This window comes from Pseudomonas sp. 8_5_2 (assembly GCF_059295255.1).
Genome location: NZ_CM181238.1, coordinates 2,443,048 through 2,461,789, shown reverse-complemented (window position 1 = coordinate 2,461,789; position 18,742 = coordinate 2,443,048). Strand labels below are relative to the sequence as shown.

At 59.2% G+C, this 18,742-nt stretch carries 19 protein-coding genes and 4 pseudogenes; 11 read left to right on the top strand and 12 right to left on the bottom strand.

Going from position 1 to position 18,742, the window contains the following annotated elements; translation table 11 throughout:
* Positions 1-1,032, bottom strand: coding sequence for a phosphate ABC transporter substrate-binding protein PstS (gene pstS, locus AC5O5R_RS11385; protein WP_172227732.1), 1,032 nt, complete (start codon positions 1,030-1,032; stop codon positions 1-3).
* A gap of 238 nt (positions 1,033-1,270) precedes the next feature.
* On the opposite strand from pstS, the pseudogene AC5O5R_RS11380 reads away from it, so the two are divergent.
* Positions 1,271-1,375, top strand: a pseudogene (locus AC5O5R_RS11380) (polyphosphate kinase 2); the annotation flags it as partial.
* 118 nt (positions 1,376-1,493) lie between these two features.
* On the opposite strand, the gene AC5O5R_RS11375 reads toward AC5O5R_RS11380, so the two are convergent.
* Entirely contained in the window at positions 1,494-1,883 is a 390-nt protein-coding gene (locus tag AC5O5R_RS11375) for an NUDIX domain-containing protein (RefSeq protein ID WP_172227730.1), read from the bottom strand.
* A gap of 183 nt (positions 1,884-2,066) precedes the next feature.
* Here AC5O5R_RS11375 and AC5O5R_RS11370 point away from each other — a divergent pair, with 183 nt between their 5' ends.
* Both AC5O5R_RS11370 and AC5O5R_RS11365 read left to right on the top strand, forming a co-directional pair.
* Positions 2,067-2,447: a termination factor Rho gene (locus AC5O5R_RS11370; RefSeq protein ID WP_172227744.1), complete on the top strand. Its 381-nt coding sequence runs from the start codon at positions 2,067-2,069 to the stop codon at positions 2,445-2,447.
* A 58-nt stretch (positions 2,448-2,505) separates the two neighbouring features.
* A pseudogene (locus tag AC5O5R_RS11365) lies at positions 2,506-2,658 on the top strand (UV damage endonuclease UvsE); the annotation flags it as partial.
* Here the strand turns inward: AC5O5R_RS11365 and AC5O5R_RS11360 are convergent.
* Positions 2,659-2,892 carry a hypothetical protein gene (locus AC5O5R_RS11360; RefSeq protein WP_172227728.1) on the bottom strand — a complete coding sequence of 78 codons (234 nt, stop codon included), beginning with the start codon at positions 2,890-2,892 and terminating at the stop codon, positions 2,659-2,661.
* Positions 2,893-3,176: 284 nt separating this feature from the next.
* On the opposite strand from AC5O5R_RS11360, the gene AC5O5R_RS11355 reads away from it, so the two are divergent.
* Positions 3,177-4,052, top strand: a complete 876-nt coding sequence (locus tag AC5O5R_RS11355) for a universal stress protein (protein ID WP_172227726.1) — start codon at positions 3,177-3,179, stop codon at positions 4,050-4,052.
* Positions 4,053-4,387: 335 nt separating this feature from the next.
* Positions 4,388-5,614: an MFS transporter gene (locus tag AC5O5R_RS11350; RefSeq protein WP_172227724.1), complete on the top strand. Its 1,227-nt coding sequence runs from the start codon at positions 4,388-4,390 to the stop codon at positions 5,612-5,614.
* A gap of 72 nt (positions 5,615-5,686) precedes the next feature.
* On the opposite strand, the gene AC5O5R_RS11345 is transcribed toward AC5O5R_RS11350, so the two are convergent.
* The 3 genes from AC5O5R_RS11345 to pdxR all read right to left on the bottom strand — a co-directional run bounded on the left by AC5O5R_RS11345 (position 5,687) and on the right by pdxR (position 9,128).
* Complete coding sequence (locus AC5O5R_RS11345) at positions 5,687-6,391, bottom strand: SDR family oxidoreductase (protein ID WP_494515379.1); 705 nt, start codon at positions 6,389-6,391, stop codon at positions 5,687-5,689.
* A gap of 89 nt (positions 6,392-6,480) precedes the next feature.
* Positions 6,481-7,386, bottom strand: a complete 906-nt coding sequence (locus AC5O5R_RS11340) for a LysR substrate-binding domain-containing protein (protein WP_172227720.1) — start codon at positions 7,384-7,386, stop codon at positions 6,481-6,483.
* 257 nt (positions 7,387-7,643) lie between these two features.
* Entirely contained in the window at positions 7,644-9,128 is a 1,485-nt protein-coding gene (gene pdxR, locus AC5O5R_RS11335; protein WP_494515378.1) for a MocR-like pyridoxine biosynthesis transcription factor PdxR, read from the bottom strand.
* Between pdxR and AC5O5R_RS11330 the strand changes: the two genes are divergently transcribed.
* Positions 9,129-10,895, top strand: a complete 1,767-nt coding sequence (locus AC5O5R_RS11330) for a M24 family metallopeptidase (protein WP_494515377.1) — start codon at positions 9,129-9,131, stop codon at positions 10,893-10,895.
* A 487-nt stretch (positions 10,896-11,382) separates the two neighbouring features.
* Here AC5O5R_RS11330 and AC5O5R_RS11325 read toward each other — a convergent pair whose 3' ends face one another.
* From AC5O5R_RS11325 to AC5O5R_RS11305, 5 genes are all read right to left on the bottom strand, one after another.
* Positions 11,383-11,691: a chorismate mutase gene (locus AC5O5R_RS11325; RefSeq protein ID WP_172225671.1), complete on the bottom strand. Its 309-nt coding sequence runs from the start codon at positions 11,689-11,691 to the stop codon at positions 11,383-11,385.
* A 207-nt stretch (positions 11,692-11,898) separates the two neighbouring features.
* The gene (locus AC5O5R_RS11320) at positions 11,899-13,014 is read right to left on the bottom strand and encodes a hypothetical protein (RefSeq protein ID WP_172225668.1); all 1,116 of its coding nucleotides are present in this window, start codon (positions 13,012-13,014) and stop codon (positions 11,899-11,901) included.
* A 42-nt stretch (positions 13,015-13,056) separates the two neighbouring features.
* Positions 13,057-13,398: a hypothetical protein gene (locus tag AC5O5R_RS11315; protein WP_172225665.1), complete on the bottom strand. Its 342-nt coding sequence runs from the start codon at positions 13,396-13,398 to the stop codon at positions 13,057-13,059.
* 280 nt (positions 13,399-13,678) lie between these two features.
* On the bottom strand, positions 13,679-14,038 hold the full coding sequence (locus tag AC5O5R_RS11310) for an avidin-fold protein (RefSeq protein ID WP_172225662.1): 360 nt from the start codon (positions 14,036-14,038) through the stop codon (positions 13,679-13,681).
* A gap of 158 nt (positions 14,039-14,196) precedes the next feature.
* Entirely contained in the window at positions 14,197-14,691 is a 495-nt protein-coding gene (locus AC5O5R_RS11305; protein ID WP_172225659.1) for a DUF1543 domain-containing protein, read from the bottom strand.
* A 296-nt stretch (positions 14,692-14,987) separates the two neighbouring features.
* Here AC5O5R_RS11305 and AC5O5R_RS11300 point away from each other — a divergent pair, with 296 nt between their 5' ends.
* The 3 genes from AC5O5R_RS11300 (at position 14,988) to AC5O5R_RS11290 (ending at position 16,474) form a co-directional block, all read left to right on the top strand.
* Positions 14,988-15,569, top strand: a complete 582-nt coding sequence (locus AC5O5R_RS11300; RefSeq protein ID WP_172225680.1) for a TetR family transcriptional regulator — start codon at positions 14,988-14,990, stop codon at positions 15,567-15,569.
* A 54-nt stretch (positions 15,570-15,623) separates the two neighbouring features.
* Positions 15,624-16,100, top strand: a complete 477-nt coding sequence (locus tag AC5O5R_RS11295; RefSeq protein WP_172225656.1) for a nuclear transport factor 2 family protein — start codon at positions 15,624-15,626, stop codon at positions 16,098-16,100.
* 197 nt (positions 16,101-16,297) lie between these two features.
* On the top strand, positions 16,298-16,474 hold the full coding sequence (locus AC5O5R_RS11290; protein WP_256676239.1) for a hypothetical protein: 177 nt from the start codon (positions 16,298-16,300) through the stop codon (positions 16,472-16,474).
* Here the strand turns inward: AC5O5R_RS11290 and AC5O5R_RS11285 are convergent.
* A pseudogene (locus tag AC5O5R_RS11285) lies at positions 16,444-16,939 on the bottom strand (helix-turn-helix domain-containing protein); the annotation flags it as partial. The gene AC5O5R_RS11290 and the pseudogene AC5O5R_RS11285 overlap by 31 nt on opposite strands.
* 340 nt (positions 16,940-17,279) lie before the next feature.
* Between AC5O5R_RS11285 and AC5O5R_RS11280 the strand changes: the two are divergent.
* On the top strand, positions 17,280-18,116 hold the full coding sequence (locus AC5O5R_RS11280; protein ID WP_172225654.1) for an RHS repeat-associated core domain-containing protein: 837 nt from the start codon (positions 17,280-17,282) through the stop codon (positions 18,114-18,116).
* A 461-nt stretch (positions 18,117-18,577) separates the two neighbouring features.
* Positions 18,578-18,703 (top strand): annotated as a pseudogene (locus AC5O5R_RS11275) (IS630 family transposase); the annotation flags it as partial.
* Between the last annotated feature and the right edge of the window lie 39 nt (positions 18,704-18,742).

The following is an 18,742-nucleotide window of genomic DNA, read 5'->3' as shown; positions in this document are numbered from 1 at the left end:
TTACTTGATGTTTTCCGACGCTTTGCGCACTTCGGCGACAACCGACGCTGGCAGCGGGATGTAACCCATCGAGTCGGCGATCTCCTGGCCTTTGGTCAGGCCGTACTCGACCATTTCACGCATGGCCTTGGCCTTTTCCGGGCTGCCATTGTCCTTGCGGAAGATCATCCAGGTGTAGGAAGTGATCGGGTAGGACTTGGCACCTTCCGGGTCTGGCAGGTGGGCAATCAGGTTTTCCGGCATCTTCACCGCAGCCAGCGCTTCGGCACCGCTCTCGGCGTTCGGCACGACGTACTGGCCGGCTTTGTTTTGCAGTACGGCGAAGTCGACCTTGGCCAGTTTGGCGAAGCCGTATTCGATGTAGCCGATGGCGCCTGGGGTCTGGCGTACGGTGGCGGTTACGCCGTCGTTCTTCGGCGACTTGATGAACTTGTCGGTGGCTGGCCAGTTGACGGTGTTGCCTTCACCCAGGTCTTTCTTGAAGTCAGCGTTGATAGCCGACAGGTGCTTGGTGAACACCGCGTTGGTGCCGCTGGAGTCGGCACGGACCACCACGGTGATCGGCATGTCTGGCAGCTTCAGCTCGGGGTTGGCAGCGACGATCTGCGGGTCGTTCCACTTGGTGATCTTGCCCAGGAAGATGTTGGAGTACACATCGCGAGGCAGCTTCAGCCCTTTAGGGGCGCCCGGCAGGTTGTAGGCCAGGACGATCTCACCGGCGGTCATTGGCAGCAGTTGCACGCCTTCGCCGACCTTGGCGATGTCCGCTTCGCTCATGGCCGAGTCGCTGGCGGCGAAGTCGACGGTCTTGTTCAGGAAGTCCTGGACACCCGCGCCGCTACCCTTGGACTGATAGTCAACGGTGACGCCAGCAGTATTCTTGCTGAAGTCCTTGAACCAGGTCAGGTAGATAGGAGCCGGGAAGCTCGCGCCGGAACCGGTCAGGCGAACGTTCTCGGCGGCGAAAGCCCCGGAAGTGGCACAAAGCGAAACGGCAACGGCGAGTGCAGCAGACTTCATCAGGCGAATCATCGAAAAGCGCTCCTTGTGATGGCCGGCACACTTTGCATCAGCTGTGTTACAGCTTTGTGACGATTGAATGGCAGGCCGCACGGTAGAGCTTTTTCCCTCTGCCATGGCGGCAGGGTGATGTCATGCCTTGGTAACCGAAGGCGATTATCAATTTGCCATCTATCCCCAGCACGAGCGCTCGCCATGTCCCCGACAGAACACACCTTGATGAGGGGCATCCATCGCGAGCTGCTTGGATGAAGAGGCGGAGGTGCCGAGGATCGACTTGCCACAGCGGGTCAGGCAGGAGGACTACAGCCGTAACCCGACGCCGGTGGACATGATTGTGCCGCAGGTTTATTGACAGGGGTGGGGCGGGGGCATTGTCTGGGGCACGCAAAGATCGCGTCAGGGCTGACAGGCGCTGCATGTATTGTGGCAGGCACCTGTCAGCCCGCACGCGATCTTTGCGTGCCCCAGCCTCAAGCGCAATGCCGCAACAGCGTCTTGATCGGCCGCCTGACCCGCCGCTTGGCCACCTGCCGCGGCTTGATCCAGCGGCAGGCGTCTATCTCGTTGCGAGGACGAGGCTTGTCCGCCGCGTTGCGCGCCTCGAACAAATAATGGATAACCCGCTCCTCACGGTACTCGCTGACAAAGCGCAATTCATCGAAGGCCAGGCCGGTCTCTTCCGCCATTTCCCGCCGCGCAGCCTGCAGTGGCGTCTCATCCGGTTCGACCCTGCCCCCCGGCAGGTTCCATTTCGCATTGCGCTTGCGCACAAAAAGCACCTGGCCATCCTTGCGATAAATTACCGTGGCGCGCAGCTTGATACCCTTGCGCCTGGCTGTAGCGATGTCCATTGCCTTCATGAGTCATCCCGGTTCGCCTAGCTGGACCGGAGCCTTGTAACGGCTCCTGTCTCCACCCTAAAGCCTGTATATGTCCATTGAATGACCATCGGCCGAAGCAATGGTGCCATTCGTCCATTGCCCGGCACTCTGGCGCTGCGCAGGGTTTCAACCGGTCAGGCCAATGAAGCGGGAGTGAGGACCATGCCACGCGGTGACAAAGACAAATACACAGACAAGCAGAAGCGCAAAGCCGAGCACATCGAGGCGGGCTATGAGCACAAGGGCGTACCGAAAGACGAGGCCAAGGCGCGCGCCTGGGCCACGGTCAACAAGCAGTCGGGGGGTGGCGATAAAAAAGGCGGTTCGGGGAAAACGACCGCCTCCAGCGAAAAGCAGTCCGCGCGCTCGGACTCGGCAAAACGTGCCGCCAAATCACGTCAGGGCCACTCACGCACCTCTGGCAGTTCGCTGGAAACCCAGACCAAGGCCAGCCTGATGAAAGAAGCGCGAAGCAAAGACATCAAGGGGCGTTCCACCATGACCAAAGCCGAGTTGGTCGAAGCGTTGCGCACACACGGTTAGCGGCAGGGGTGCCGCGACACCTCCCACCAGTTCTGGAGAATTCACATGCCGCGCCTGGGCTAAACGCGACTTGTACGCACACAGCGCTCAGATGTGGAACGACTGGACCAACCGCTACGCCCAGCAGTTCCTGGACCGGTTCGACATCATGTTCGAAGCCAAGGACAAAAACCTGGCGACGCTGGACTATTACCGGCGCTACCTGGCCTGATCAGCCATTGCCGGCGATATCCGCCCCGCCTGTATCACAGCAACCGTTGCGCGAAGCGCACTCGTATTCCGCGGCAGCGCGGGTCGGGAAGTTGATGCTCAGGCGCACCTTTTCCAGCGTGTCATACAGGTCGTAGCCCTCCCCCAAGGCGGCCGGGAAGCCAAAACGGCGAGGGAGCAATTCTTTCTGGAGCGGCACAGCGGGAACTACTACGAAGCGCGTCTGCATGATCATCCCTCTTCCAGCAGTGCTTAAGTATTAGTACCACTATGTGAAAGCATCAAGATGGCTCATGCAAAATTTCAGTGCAGCGCGTGTTTCTGCCCCCATGCGCATTGCTCGTGACTGCTGCATCCCGGCCTTGATCCCCGCCGACCCGGCAGATGCCAGGGCCTGGGATTTGATGCAGACGGGATCGGCATGCAGTTGACGCAAATCAAGCCGCCGTATCGGGTTCGCGAGACGATGGCAGCAAGCAGCGCATCGATAACCGCGCGATCTTGGACAAGGAGCCCCACATGAGCCCGCTGAAACACATACTGGTAGCCACCGACCTGTCACCCTTTGCCCGCAACGCAGCGGAGCGCGCGGCCGTCCTCAGCCAGGCGCAGCAAGCCCCGCTGGACCTGCTGTATATTGCCAACCCGGCACCCTTCGAGCGCCTGAAGCAGCTGGTGGTACCTGATGACGACCTGTTGCAGCGGGTGCGGGACAGCGCCGGCGAAAAGCTGCGCGCACAGGCGGCAATGCTGTTCCAGCGCTATGACATTGCCGCTGGCGTGCAGGTGGCCAACGGCTCGGTGACCACGGAAATCTCCCGTGTGGTGCAAGACAAGGGCAGCGACCTGCTGGTGTGTGGGGCGAAAGGCCAGGGCGTGGGCCGGCGCTTGCTGCTGGGCTCTACCGTGCACAAAATGCTTGATCGGATGCCCTGCCCTTTGCTGGTGGTGAAGCAGGCGCCCCGCGACGCCTACCGCACCGTGCTGGTGCCCGTCGACTTTTCGCCAGCGTCGCAGCGGGCCATCGAACTGGCCAAGGCCATTGCGCCTCAGGCCGAAATCATCCTGTTGCATGTGTACGAAGCCCCGTTCGAAAGCAGTATCCGCTTCGCCCACATCGACCATGACACCCTCACCCACTACCGCAACGTCATTCGCAAGGATGCCGTGAAACAACTCGCCGCCCTGAGCGAGATTGCTGGCGTGGCCGACGCCCGGCAGATCGTGCTGCATGGTGACCCTGGCTGGCGGATTGCCGAGCAGGAGCTGGCGCTGGAGTGCGACCTGATCGTGGTCGGCAAACAGGGTGAAAGCGCCCTGGAAGCGCTGTTGGTCGGCAGCGTCACCAAACATGTGCTGAACGAATCGCAGTGTGACGTGCTGGTATCGCCATGAACTGACGGTGTCGACGATCTTGCCGGGCGTCTTTCCACAGCCGCCTCGGCAGGAGTCGACATTTACCGCTACGCACTCGCACGATATCGCCGTGCGCGCCGCCCTACCCAAACAAAGCGGATTTTGAACGCGCTACCCAAACGGTCCTCCACATGGTGCTGGGGGGGCGTTGCGCCGGGACAGCAAGCTGCAGCGGTGAGCTTTCATCGATTGCACTGATGATCACTATCGAGCGGCGCGCCTGTCGGCCTGGCAGGGCCGTCCCTATAATCGCCTGCAAATCTCCCCGCTCCTGCGCCTGCCACAGGCGACATCCCCTCATGGAACCGCACCCCATGCCAAATACCCCCCAGGCCCGTCAGGGCCTTCCCGAACACAGCCAGCAGAGTCTCACCCAGCAGTGGCTGGCGATTCTTTCGGTCGCCGTTGGTGCCTTCGCCTTGGTCACCAGCGAGTTTCTGCCGGTGGGCGTGCTCAACGATGTGGCCAGCGACCTTGGCATCAGTGCCGGCCTTGCCGGCCTGATGGTGACCCTGCCCGGCATCATGGCCGCGCTGGCCGCGCCTTTGATTTCCGTGGGCGTCGGTGCACTGGACCGGCGCTACCTGCTGATCGGCCTGACGCTGATCATGATCATCGCCAACGCGATCGTCGCCTACGCCGTCGACTTCAACCTGCTGCTGGTCGGCCGGGTGCTGCTGGGCGTCAGTATCGGCGGCTTCTGGGCCACCGCCATTGCCCTCAGCGGCCGCCTGGCGCCTGATGGCATGGGCGTAGCCAAGGCCAACTCGATCATCATGGCCGGGGTTACCCTGGCGACTGTAGTGGGTGTGCCCGTAGGTACCTGGCTGAGTGGCCTGATGGGCTGGCGCATGACCTTTCTGGTTACCGCGCTGGTGGGGATCCCGGTGCTGCTGGCGCAGGTACTGTTGCTGCCGCGGCTGAACCCGGAGAAGGCCATTCGCGTGAGCGACCTGCCGGCCCTGTTCATCAACCCGCAAGCGCGGGTCGGTTTGATCGCCGTCCTGCTGATCGGTCTGGCGCACTTTGCCGCGTACACTTACGTTGCACCGTTCTTCAAACAGAATGCCGGCTTTGATGGCCCTACCATCGGCTCATTGTTGCTGCTGTATGGCGTGGCCGGTTTCATGGGCAACATCTTCGCCGGTTTCGCGGCCAACCGCAGCGTACGGCATACCCTGATGCTGGTCGCGCTGCTGATCGCTGTCAGCACCGCCCTGTTCCCGCACTTCGCCACCGGCATGACCGGCGCCGCGATGCTGATCGCGCTGTGGGGCTTTGCCTTTGGCGCGTTCCCGGCCTGCGCCAATATCTGGATGTTTGTGGTCGCGCCCAAGGATGTCGAGCGTGGCATGCCGCTGTTCGTGGCGATGTTCCAGGTGATCATTGCGCTGGGCTCGTTCTTCGGTGGGCAGGTGGTCGACCATATGGGCACGGCGGTGCTGCTGAGCCTGGCCACGGCGCTGGTGGGCTGTGGGTTTGTCACGGTGCTGGTGCTGGGGCGCAATGTCAGCAACAGCCTGGCAGCCCAAAGCGCTTGATGAAAGCGCGAGTGCCCCAGGCAAAGTCCGCTCCTCTGTAGGGGCGGACTTGCCCGCGAATACGGCAGCAGCTCAGACGCTACGCGTCAGGCCACCATCGACCTTGATGTTCTGCCCAGTGATGTACGCGCCACCCTCGCTGGCCAGAAAGGCAATGGTCGCGGCAATTTCCTCGCTGGTGCCATAACGCTTGAGCGGCACGCTGTCGCGACGTTGCTCGGTGGCCGGCAGGCTGTCGATCCACCCCGGCAGCACATTGTTGATGCGCACGTTATCCGCCGCATAGGTGTCGGCAAATATCTTGCTGAACGCTGCCAGGCCCGCACGGAACACCGCCGAGGTCGGGAACATTTCGTTGGGTTCGAACGCCCAGGCGGTGGAGATGTTGATGATCGCCCCGCCCTTCTGCCGTTGCATGATCGGCGTCACCAGGCGTGTCGGGCGGATGACGTTGAGCAGGTAGGTGTCCATGCCCTTGTGCCAGTCGACATCGCTGATCTCGAGGATCGGCGCACGTGGACCATGGCCGGCACTGTTCACCAGTACATCGACACGCCCCCACTGCTCGACCACGGCATCGACCAGCCGCTGCAAATCCTCGACCGACTGGTTGCTGCCCGTCACGCCAATCCCGCCCAGCTCCCTGGCCAGCGCCTCGCCCTTGCCCGAGGACGAGAGAATCCCGACCTTGAAGCCGTCTGCGGCCAGGCGGCGTGCTGCCGCAGCGCCCATGCCACTGCCACCGGCGGTGATGATTGCTACCTTTTCTACCGACATACTGCCTCCGTTGAAGATGCAACGCTGTGCTTACAAGTGCATTCACAGTAGCAGCCACGCCGCGACCGAGGGAGGCAGCCAGGCTTCGCCTAGCCAGTAGATTTTCTTTCGTCAACTTGCGCCTTCAGCCAGGCCCTCACCGTTTCCAGCACCGCAATGGGCTGGCCTTTACGTGGCCATACCAGGTAGAACGCCTTGTCCAGCTGCAGGTGCTGGGGGAATACCTGCACCAGCCGGCCGACCGCGATGTCGTCACGGACAAAGGCATGGCTGGCCAAGGTGATGCCCTGGCCGCCAATGGCCGCTTCTATGGCCAGCGAGGTCTGGTTGAAGCGCACGGTCCTGGCGGTGGGCGGTGGGTGACCAGGGAACACCGTTGCACAGAATGACGGCCAGAAATTGTGCGCATCGTGCAGCGCCACATAGCGCTGCAGGGCGGCGAAGCCTTGCGGCCGGCCCATACCGGCCAACAGTGCCGGGCTCGCCACTGCCACCACACGCGGTTCCATCAACAACTCTGCGTTCAACCCGGCAGCAAATGGTGGCTGACCATAACGCACCGCCAGGTCCACCCCATCGGTATGAAAGTGCGAAAGCCGGTCGGTGGCCAGCACCCGCAGGTCGATATCAGGGTGGCTCTCGGCAAAGTGCCCTAGCCTGGGGATCAGCCATTTCGAGGCAAAGGTCGGCGTCACGCTGACGGTGAGGTGGGAAGGTGTCGGGCGCAGCAGCCGTGTGGCCTCGTCGATCATCGCCAGGGCACTGCGCACACTGGTGCTGTAGGCATGCCCGGCATCGGTCAGGCCAAGCCCGCGCGGCAAGCGCTCGAACAGGCGCACCTCCAGGCCGGCTTCCAGCCCGCGAACCTGCTGGGCAACGGCGGCCTGGGTGACACCGAGCTCCTCGGCCGCCAGGCGAAAGTTCAAGTGGCGCGCCACCACCTCGAACACGCGCAGCGCGTTGAGTGAGGGCAACCCGGGAAAACCTGAGGTCATGGCGATGGATTTTCTATTGGCTGGGCTGGCAGCATTGCGCCGAGGCTAACCTCATCGGCCGAGGAAGTCGATCACGGCAGCGCAAATGGATGTGGCTGATCCAGCATGACGAAAACGTCCGGCCCGCTGCCCTCGACCTGCAGCGAAATGCGCTGGGGGTTTTCTGGTGCATCCAGGCTCGGCGAGGCGGACACCGAGGTCAGTGTCAGGCTGGTGGCGGATGTCAGCAGACCCCAAAACCAAAGCCTAGCCCGGCACTACATCGCCCTGGCCGCCTGCGCCAAGCGCTGGACGGCCCGGCGAATTTCATCCGCATCCAGCGAAGCAAACCCCAGGCGCAAGGCGTTCTCGGCATGCCCGAACGGCGAAAACTGCCGGCCACTGCGCACTACCAGGTCCAGCTCCTGCGCTTTGCGAACCAGCCGGTCCACATCGATGGCGTCGGCAAACCGCACCCACAAGGCCAGCCCGCCCTCCGGTTCGCGTACCGTAATCTGTTCGCCAAACGCATCCCGCAGGCAAGCCAGCAGGGTCTCCCGACGCCGGCGGTACTCGCGGTTGACCCGGCGCAAGTGTTTTTTCAGCTCGCCATCATTGATCAGCTCGGCCAGCATCCGCTGCATCACCGCATCGCCCTGCCCCAGGTTCAGCGTCGCCCTGCGCTCCAGCACTTGCGTCACCTCTGCCGGCGCCACGATAAAGCTGCAACGGAACGTGCTGCCCAAGGCCTTGGACAGCGAGCCGATGTAGATCACATGCCGCTGCTGGCGGTCGCTGGCCAGCGGCAGATAGGGCCGCCCGACGACGTGATACTCATAGTCGTAGTCTTCTTCGACCACACAGAAGTCATGCTGGCGCGCCAGCTCCAGCAACCGCTGCCGGCGCCCGGCTGGCAGACTGACGGTGGTCGGGAACTGGTGATGGGGCGTGATGTACAGCATTCGCACCGGGTGCAGCCGGCATATCGCCTCCAGCTGATCGACCCGGCAGCCCTCATCGTCCAGCTCCACCGTCACCAGCCGAGCGCCCAGCTGACGAAAAATCTCCCACGCCGGCGGGTAGCTCAGGCGCTCGACCAGCACCACATCACCCGGCTTGAGCAACACACTGGCCACCAGGTGCAGCGACATCTGCATGCCCTGGGTCAGGCAGATATGTTCGACGCCAACGTTGAGGCCGCGATTGTGCCGCAGCATGTCGGCCAGCGCAGTGCGCAGGTAGCGGCTGCTGCAGTCGCTGCCATGGCGCACGCTGTTGCTGGCAAAGCTGCTGCGCAACGCATTGCGGTAGTAGCGATGCAGCACGGCCTGGGGTAGCAGGCGGTGGTCACAGGCGCCGTTGTCGATGAACAACGCACCTGGCCGCCCCTGCTGGGCGGCAGCCAGTTCATTGGCGGCGAAGTAGGCGACGGCAGGCGCCTCTGGCAGCGCCAAGGCAAAGGGCTGCGCGACACTGTGTTCGACCTGCGTGCCAGCCGCCAGCTGCTGGCTGACGAAGGTACCTCGGCGCTGCACGGTTTCCAGCCAGCCCTTGGTCTGCGCTTCCTCATAGGCAAGGATCACCGTCTTGCGATTGACGTTGAGCAGCCGCGCCATCTCGCGCGTGCCCGGCAATGGCGTGCCAGGGCGCAGGCGGCCCTCGCTGATCGCGGCCACCAGCCCCTCGACGATCTGCCTGTACGAAGCCTGCGGTTGCGCGCCATCGAGCTTGAGCAGCGGCGGCCATTTGCGAAGCTGGACCATGTGAATTATCCAAAACTGGAGGTTCTTCTGGTCCTGGACTATAGCAACAATCAAACCTCCATTTGCCCCGAGGTGCTCATGCAAAGCCGCCACGTCATTGAATTGTCGCCTTCGGGCAAAACCTTTGAAGCCAGCCAGGAACTGCTGCTCGACGCCATGCTCGCCAGCGGCCTGCCGGTGCCCTTCTCCTGCCGCCGCGGCGCCTGCGGCTCGTGCAAGGTCAAGGTGGTGGCTGGGCAGTACCAGCCCAGGCAACGCGATGCAGACGCGCCCGCGCCGTGCTATCCACTGGCCGACGACGAGATGCTGCTGTGCCAGAGCCACGCTTGCAGTGACATGCGCCTGGAGATCCCGGGGTGGTCCCTGGAAACGCCCGTACTGCAAACCCAGGCGCAGGTGGTTGCCCAGCGCGAACTGAGCACCGATATCGTCGAACTGGTGCTGCAGCCTGCCCAGCCGCTGGAGGTGCGGGCGGGCCAGTACGTCAGGTTCCTGCTCGACAACGGCGACAGCCGCTGTTTCTCCATCGCCAACCTGCCAGCCCAGGACCAGGGGCAGCTGGTGTTCTACATCCGCAAGGTCAGTGGCGGCCTGTTCACGCATCACCTGCTGCCCACACTGCAGGCAGGCGACACACTGCAACTCGAAGGCCCCGTGGGTGCCTGCACCTGGCAGCATGATGACCAGCTCCCGGTGGTGCTGTTCGCCACCGGCACCGGTTACGCAGGCATCAAGCCCTTGCTGCTGAGGGCGTTGGCGGGTGATGCGCAGGTCACCCTGTACTGGGGCGGTTCATCGCAGGCGGATTTCCATGACTGCGCTTTTCTCGACGAGGCCAGCCGTACGCACCCCAACTTCCGCTGGCACCGGGTACTTTCGCCCGAGGCACGCGTGCAACAGGTGGCGCTGGCCCAGGCACACCGCTGGTCCGACATCCAGGTTTATGCTTGCGGCAACGCGACGATGATCAGCCAGGCCCGCGAGCTGTGCCTTGCAGCAGGCGTGCAGCCCCATCGTTTTGTCGCCGAGGCTTTTGTTTCCAGCGGCACTTCGCCGGCGGCCGCTGCTTTATCCAGCGCACTGCACCCCGAGCTGGAAAAGGTCGGCCCGCGTTACTCGCTGGACGGCATGCTGGCGGCGCGCGAGCAGTCGGTACGGGCAGTCGCCGCCATCGCCAGCCAGCTGCAGGTCGGCATGACCACCGCCCAGGCGCTGGAAATGGCCGCGCACACCTTGCAGGCCATGGGCGCTTCACATACCTGGCACCCGACCTACATCCGTTTTGGCGACGACACGGTCCGTACACCTCGGCAAGGCGTTGATTTGAAACGTGTATTACGTACCACAGATATCGTCGTGGTTGACGTTGGCCCGGTATGGGACGGCTACGAAGGCGACTATGGCGATACCTTCGTGTTTGGTGAGCACGACCTGCACCACGCCTGCGTCAAGGCGCTGCATGAAGTGTTCGACGAAACCCGCCAGGCCTGGGGCCGCGGGCTGACCGGACGGGAGCTGTATGACTTCGCCGAACGCAGCGCCCAGGCCAAAGGGTGGCAGCTTGAACGCAACCTGGCCGGCCACCGCATCGCCGATTTCCCGCATGTGCTGTATGGGCAGGACAAACTGGCCGAGGTGGAAATCGTCCCGAGCGAAGTGGTGTGGGTGCTGGAGATACAGCTGTGCCACCCAACCGAGCCGGTGGGGGCGTTTTTTGAAGACATCCTGATCGGCGATGGCAAGCGGGTTGCGAAACTGGCGGCCTGATCAACGCCTCAAGCGGCGCCGTGAAAACTGGCGGCTGGGAACAAAGGCAAATGGGTCGGGCAAAAAGCTCCACTCCGACTGAAATATATCTGGGCCATTAGGGTAAGGCCTCAAGCAGTTCCAGTTCCTGCTAGTGATCAAGGGTGGGTTGAACGTCATTATGTAATCAGCCCCTTGGGAGGCGAGATGGTGGGTGATTTTTTATTTCGCGAGGTATCAAAGTGAATACAGTTGACCCTGGATTGATTGCGCTGTTGATCCTTGCGCCCATCATTTTGTCTATTATCGTGCTGTTTTACATCGCACATAAATACACTGAGCACTTTGAGTCGCTTCTTCCGAACTGTACGTACGTGACCGGAAATAAAAAAATATTCCAGCATGCAGGCTTACTGGGCAAAGTCATGCTGTACCAGCGGCCACGACTGATAAATGGGCTAGTGGGCGAGCAAAAGCGGCGGGGCTTTCGATGAGCCCCGCGTTGTGATCAAGGTGCTGAAGGTTCGTTGGTCAGCTTCGCATGAGTGCTCAGTTCTTCAGTGATGAATGCCGAAATCATCGCCCGGTACACCTGCTCCACGACCTCAGCAGAGGCACCGCTTTCGTCAGCCATTTCACGAACCTTCCTTATTACTTGCTCAACCCGTGCAGGCGCACGTACATCATCGGAGGTTTTCTTGAAGGCCGCCGCTTGCGTGACGAGCCTTCCCCGTTTGGCGAGAAGCGAAACGAGGCTGCGGTCTATGTCATCGATGCCTTGGCGGACTTCGTCCAGAGAGGTGCAAAGTACATCCATTTTCTTGACTTCCTTATCATAAGCCTGCGATTGATTGAAGCAGGCAGTTGATGGTGATTCGGGGCTCTATCGTAGCCTCTGGTGGCCGTGAGTTAAGTGGAACCAAGGCATCGTTGAACGCACGTGTCAATGACTATCACAACGTCACTTTGGCTGTTCCATGCGTGCGCCTAACCGCATCAGGCAGCAATCGGCGGAAGCATCGGCTCACAGCATAACCCGCTCGCTATCCCCCAGAAAAACCGTCCCATGCATGAAAGTCTCTCGCTCATCGGCTGTGGTCAGGGCAAACTTTGCGATGTGGGTATGCGCGACCCTTCTCAGTTCTTCCCGCCACCGCTCACGCGTTTGCTCATCATCAATGTTGCGCCCATCAAGCACCTCGGGCGGATAGGCAGCTGCAAGGTCAACCGGTATGGCATGGAGCGTGCCGATGCGCGAACGCAGGTTCACGGTCGACAGCTCCACAATCAACCCGGTCGGCCCCTTGGCCATCAATTGCCTGAGAACCTTCAGCTTGTTTTTCGCCGAGAAGCTCGTCGCCTTGAGCAAACTGTTGTAGTAGGGCTTGAAGTAATTGATAAGGCCCGCTTCGACCAGCGACACAACTTCATGACGCTTCAGACGCACGCCCTGCAAGCGCTTGAAGTGTGCCAGGTCGGCGTGGTCGTCCGTCTGGGCATCGACGTTGAAATCGCCGCCATTGCTGACCACAGTGCGCCCGTGCTCGAAGCGATACAGCAACAGCAAAACCTCATGCTCGTAGAAGTTGGTGAGCGTGTCGGCAAGGATCCTCTGCAGGGTGCTGTGGCATTGCAGCCTGTCCAGCGCCGTGCGCGCACGGGTTCGGCCAATCCCCTGCCCCACGTAAAGCACCTCCATCGCGGTGTCTTCATCGGCAAGCTCATGTTCCGATGCGGCGATGATCACGCTAGCCGACATCATCTGCTTGCCACAGGGTGTGATAGCAACCATCGCAGCGCCATTTACCGCGATCGCGACATCCACGATCGGCACATCTGCGGGGATGGAGCTTTTTGGAATTTCGTAGACAAACGGCACCGCCACCATGCCCTGCGCACGGCGAACCAGGAAGTTGCCGGTTACGGTCCGGCCGCTGAGGCTGAAACTCTCCGGCTGCAGGTACACCCGGGGGCGGCGGACGATGAGGTAGATGTTGCAGTTCTGCAGCGCCGCAAGGTGTGCGGGCTCGTGCTTCACATTGTAGAGATCTGCGGGGGTGAGTATTGCAGGGTCGCTGGAGTACAGGTGGGCTGCGCCTTCCATGGAATACAAACGTTGCACATTGTTGATGTCGTTCATGGCATCCGGTCCTCAATTCCTTTGAGTGAGTTGCGTCAGCTCTCAATAGTCCAACTTAGCCTTCGTCTGCTGACAAGTCGCCAGCTGGCCGCGCACCTTTCCATACAGCGCTTTGGTCTCCATCGACTGCACTGCCTGGGTGTCGGCATAGTCCTTGCGGATGACGTCGAAGTCAGCCTTGGTTTTGGTCAGGTGTTCGACGCACTGGTTGATGGTTTGCCGGGTCAGCGTTCTGGTACCGCTGGCGTTTGGGGTGCCTTGCGGGCGGGCATCGAACGCTACGCTGATTGCGCCGATCTTGGTGCGGGCGGTCTTCTCTCTGTCCTCGCCGCAGCCTGTTAGTATCGATGCGATTGCAAGACCGAGTACACATTGCTTGATCAATGGAAATTCCTTTTAGTGGTTGATCGTCTGTAGCTCAAGTTCTGGTGAGCGAGTCATCCTAGCAGAGCCGGCCATGGAGTCTCGGTCCGTCGACCTACGTCCAGCTGCCACCCTTTTTGCTTGACGGCAAAATAAAGTGCAGCGCAGCAATTGTTGAAAATATCTGCATGCTGAAGATAGCTCCAGACCGCCCGCACAATTCACACTCCCTTGAAGAGAATTTTGACCGGCATCGACCCATTGCAAACGTTCGAGAATCGCTGCTTCTGCAATAGGCTAGCTATTCGGCAAGCTCGACGTAACTAGACTCGCCCCCACCCGTCGCACCTGATAACCATCCCCAAACAAAGTGAAGCGTCGTGCGGCCATGTTGGTCTAGGCCAATCTCACCGCGCGACCAGCCAGCGAGGATCTCATCCTCAGTGGTAATGCAGTGATAAAGAAGCTCGATGGTGTTGCGGCCTGTCACCCGCCCCACTTGAGAGCCCATGCGGATCCGGCCGCCTTGGTAAGTGCCGGTGATGGCCCCACCGTCGACGAGATAATGAAATACCGTTCCGTTGCCCGATAGCCCGTGGGTGTTGTTGGCGACGGTGAATCGACGGTTGTTCAACCGTTCGTGAATTTCGGAACTTGCCATAAGCCGCTTGCCCTTACCTGGAAATCCATTTCAGAACGCACAGCCTATATATAGATGGTTGGGGCTTCCATCTGAATGTCTGCTATGGGGTCGATAACAGACACCCACCTGCCCCACTCGCCCAGGTGCCCAGGTGCCCAGGTGCCCAGGTGCCCAGCCTAGGTAAGCACGATGTAAGCGTTGCGCTGCACGATCCCGGCATGTGGCCCCTCGACCAGATGCACATATCGGCCGCCGACCTGATCAATTGGCAAACAGTCATCAACATCCAGCACTGCATCGGTGTGGGCTTGAGCCCAATGCGGCAGGATCTGCCGCTTGCCTTTTGCCTTGGCCTCCCGCTTGTCCCTGGCCACGACCAACAGATAATGATGCGCTTCGCCGAAAGCCTGTGACTCGTAGCCACCCAGGTTGATGAAGTAAAGGCAAGGCGCATCCGGCAATGGCGCCAAGGTGCTGAATTCCACGCGCCAGCCCTCGACACCATCGATGGCCATCCACGCGTCGATGTGCATGCCCTTGGGGCTGCCAAACCAGCTGTCACGAAGCTCCGGGTAGGCTTGCTCCAGCGTGTCGGCCACGACGAAAGCGACGTCGTGCACTTCTATTTTTGCCCGAGGATGTTTACCGCCGAGCAGCACAACGAAAAGCATTCGATACCCCCGTCACCGTGTTCATTACCAGACAAGCCGGCTCCGGCAACTTTATCACCAACCTCCAGGCCAGCGCCGCATCTGCGGGAGCGTGCTGGCCGACTATTTGCGAACCGGGGGCCCAGGTCACTTTGTCAAAGATGACGGTGGTATAGGCGTTTACTGCAGGGTTGGTAGAAAGAGGATGGCTTGATAGGCCTGGCTTTCAGGGGGTACTGGCAATCTTCCGGGTGCCTGAGCCGCCAAGATTTCAACAAATGCTTGACCAGGGAGAACGATCGTTCTACCTTGGCCACATGGATAAGCCAATGACCGATACACGCGAAAAAATTCTGGCTACTGCCGAGAAGCTGATTTACGAAAACGGGATTCACGCCACTGGCATGGACCTCCTCGTAAAGACCTCGGGTGTAGCACGTAAAAGTATTTATCGCTATTTTGCGACCAAGGACGATGTAGCGGCAGCTGCGCTGAATGCACGCGATGTACGCTGGATGCAGTGGTTTCGTGGTGAATGCGAAAAAGCGCAAACTCCACAACAACGTATCCTGGGCATTTTTGATGTGCTCAAGCGTTGGTTTGAGTCTGACGGTTTTCGCGGATGTGCTTTCATCAACACCGCCGGGGAGATTGGCGACGCAAACGATCCCATTCGACAGATCGCAAAGCTGCATAAACAAAAGCTGCTTGACTATACCCTCGAACTGACCAGCGATTTAGGCGTCACAGATCCGATTGTTCTGGCCAGGCAATTGTTCGTGCTTATAGAGGGCACGATAACCGTGGCCCGCATAATGGGCGACTATACCGCGATCGATAGCGCGAAAGAAGTCGCCGAAATTTTGCTCAAAAAAGAAGTACAGCGCACACGCGCTTGAAGTTGCACGAAATGCTAACTCCACTGAACGATCCACATGATTGGAGGCACCCTCATGCCCAACGAACAAGCTCGCCCGCCACTTCCTCCCTTCACTCGCGAATCAGCGATTGAAAAAGTCCGACTTGCTGAGGATGGTTGGAATTCCCGCGCTCCCGAAAAAGTTGCGCTCGCCTACACGCTGGATACCCAATGGCGTAACCGTGCCGAGTTTGCCACCAATCGCGAAGAGGCCCAGGCATTCCTCACTCGCAAGTGGAAAAAAGAGCTGGACTACCGGCTGATCAAAGAGCTCTGGGCCTTCACCGACAACCGCATCGCCGTCCGTTACGCCTACGAGTGGCACGACGATTCGGGTAACTGGTTCCGCTCCTATGGCAATGAAAACTGGGAATTCGAAGCGGATGGCTTGATGCACCGCCGGTTCGCCTGCATCAACGATATGCCTATCAAGGAAAGCGAGCGCAAGTTCCACTGGCCACTGGGTCGCCGACCAGACGATCACCCAGGCCTGACTGAACTGGGGCTGTAAGGCATGCTGGACCTGATGCTGTTTACACAAAGCATCAGGTCTTACCGGGGCACGTACTCGGCACCTATCCGTTGAACCTGACAACATTGCAAAGCACCTTGATATCACTATAATTGCGATCAATTCTTATCCGCACTTATAATCAGGAAGATCCAGGTGCCCTACCCGCTGCCGCCCGCATCTCCCGGCAGGATGACATGCATGCCCTGTATCGCGACCACAGCCAATGGCTGCAGGGCTGGATTCGCCGGCGCCGCAAGTTCACCGTGGGCGGCAATGCCTACTGGCAAAGCTCGACGTTCTTCAAGCCAAGCGACGAGGACTGGTACGCAATCGATGACCCGGGATTCAAGTACAGCCCGACGATGTCGTGAACCTTTTCGAAAAACAACGGATCGGTGGAACGCTTGAAGGTTTTTTCCAGATGCGGCTTGATCCCGAACGCGTGCCAGATACGCATGACGCTGGCAGGAGAAAGGCCTGTCTCGCGGCTCATGCGGCGAGTACTCGAGTGGCTGGAATCGTCGGGCTTACCTTGGAATACCTGATTGACTACTTGCTGAACCTGCTCAACCGAGATCGTGCGTGGCGGGCCAGAGCGGGGTTCATCGTTCAAACCCAACAATCCCAATTCAGCGAAACGTTGCCGCCACCGCGATACGATCCTTGGTGGTACCCAAGCGCTGAGCAATGTCATTGCCAGAATCGCCGGCTGCACAAGCGCGGATTATTTCGGCCCGCAGACGTGCATCTTGGGCGCCTTTGCGGAGCTGGACACGGCGTAGCGGCTCCGCACTTTCAGTTTCAGATAGGGTAGTGACAGTCGCTGGTCGGCCCATGTCGATACACAACGCTTGAAGAGTAGGGCTCTACCGAGCTATGCCAAATTTTCAGTGGTATTTCTGAAACACCACACTAGCTTGTTCCATGCTGTGTTTGCGGCATTTCTTTGGTGCAGAAACTGGTAATTCTGCCAGTTGACCAACACCTCAACCGCGATGCAGATTCGGAGGTGGGACTTAAAAGGCATGTTTCCAAGCGGGGTCCGCAACCCCCATATCAAACACTAATCAAACCTTATGAATCACCACTTAAGGCTGCACCCTAAAAACAAAAGCATTTGAACCGCCAAATGAAAAACCAATACACCCCACCCTTTAGACCCCAAGAAGAACAGCCATGAAACCAGACTGCCGACATACTTCTCTCACCACATTTACCAACTATACCGTCTACGGCCATAGCAAACTGCCTTCTCAACGCACTTTCAAGATTGGCTTTAACGGAGCATTGCTCAATCCCCTGGCAAATTTATATCATTTGGGAAACGGTCATCGTGAGTACAGCCCTCTATTGATGAGATTTACCAGCCCAGATCGTTTCAGCCCTTTTGGAGCCGGCGGGGTAAACACGTACGCCTATTGCTCCGGAGATCCAGTCAACCGTGTCGACCCGACAGGAACGGTTAGCCTATGGAGTAGAATCAAGGGCTTTTTTGGGGGGCGACGTAACCGGTCAGACATAGCGCATTCCAGGGTTAACGCCGAGCCTATAACTACCGTTAGTCCTGTGCCTAGTAGGCAAGAACAACAAAGGGGCGCCTTCAGATTTTTAACGGAAATAGAGCCCATGTATCCAGAAATATTTGACAACATAGTGAACCACCTATCGCCAGGGGACTTGCAAAATGCCGCCTCTATAAATCAAATGGACGTTTGGGCAGACAAACATTCCATGAGTAGGTATCTGGATTATTTCGACGCAATCTCCAAAGGGCAAAAAGTAGATTATAGAAACGACGGAAGACTAAACAACACGGACGTATTCAACCTTCAATATCTGCAAGACCAATTGCTAAAAACCGAACTCCCCTTAAAAGGTTTCACCAGCTTCATTGATGAACCCCGGCATCAAGCACGATCTCAAGTCAAGGACTTGACAAAACACGCTGGATATATGCGCCGGTATTTGGAACTACCAAGCTCTAAGCAATATTATCTTTTGGAAAGATTTTGAAAAGGCATTGAATGATGGCGCGAAAAGTTTAAATACGCGCACAGGCGCGGGCGCTGCCCGCCGGTCAAGAGTGGTAATTTTCGACCAACTTAGAGAGTCCGGGGCTCTGGATAGCAGGGCCTCGGAAACAGCCAGGATTAGTTCTTCCCTGCCTCTTCACGGATGCAGACTCATTCTACCTATCCAGGCTGCGCGGGCACCCTACCCATTGGTCATTCGGATGCAAACGACGGTCGCTCGTTAAACCATGCCACCGCACTGCGTGTTCGACGAAAAACCCAAGTCGTAGGTGATGGCCAGCTCTATCGCGCCCTCACCGCCAACGTAATCGAAACTGCCATCGCGCATGTCGACAAGTGATCTTGGCAGGCTTCCTGCATCCGACGCACAATCTGGGGCAGGCAATAGGGCCCCAGGTCTTCAAAGCACCCGACTAACAGTTCTCCGACACACTCGCCAGCATTGAAGCTTCGATTGAGAATTATCTGGAAACTTACAACCAGAGTCCGAAACCGTTTCGGTGGCATAACAAGGTAGAAGATATTCTCGCCTCAGTCGCTCGTACAGCACGAGCGCTGGGCAAGTGATTTTTCAGTGGTACTTCTGAAACACCACACTATTTGCCG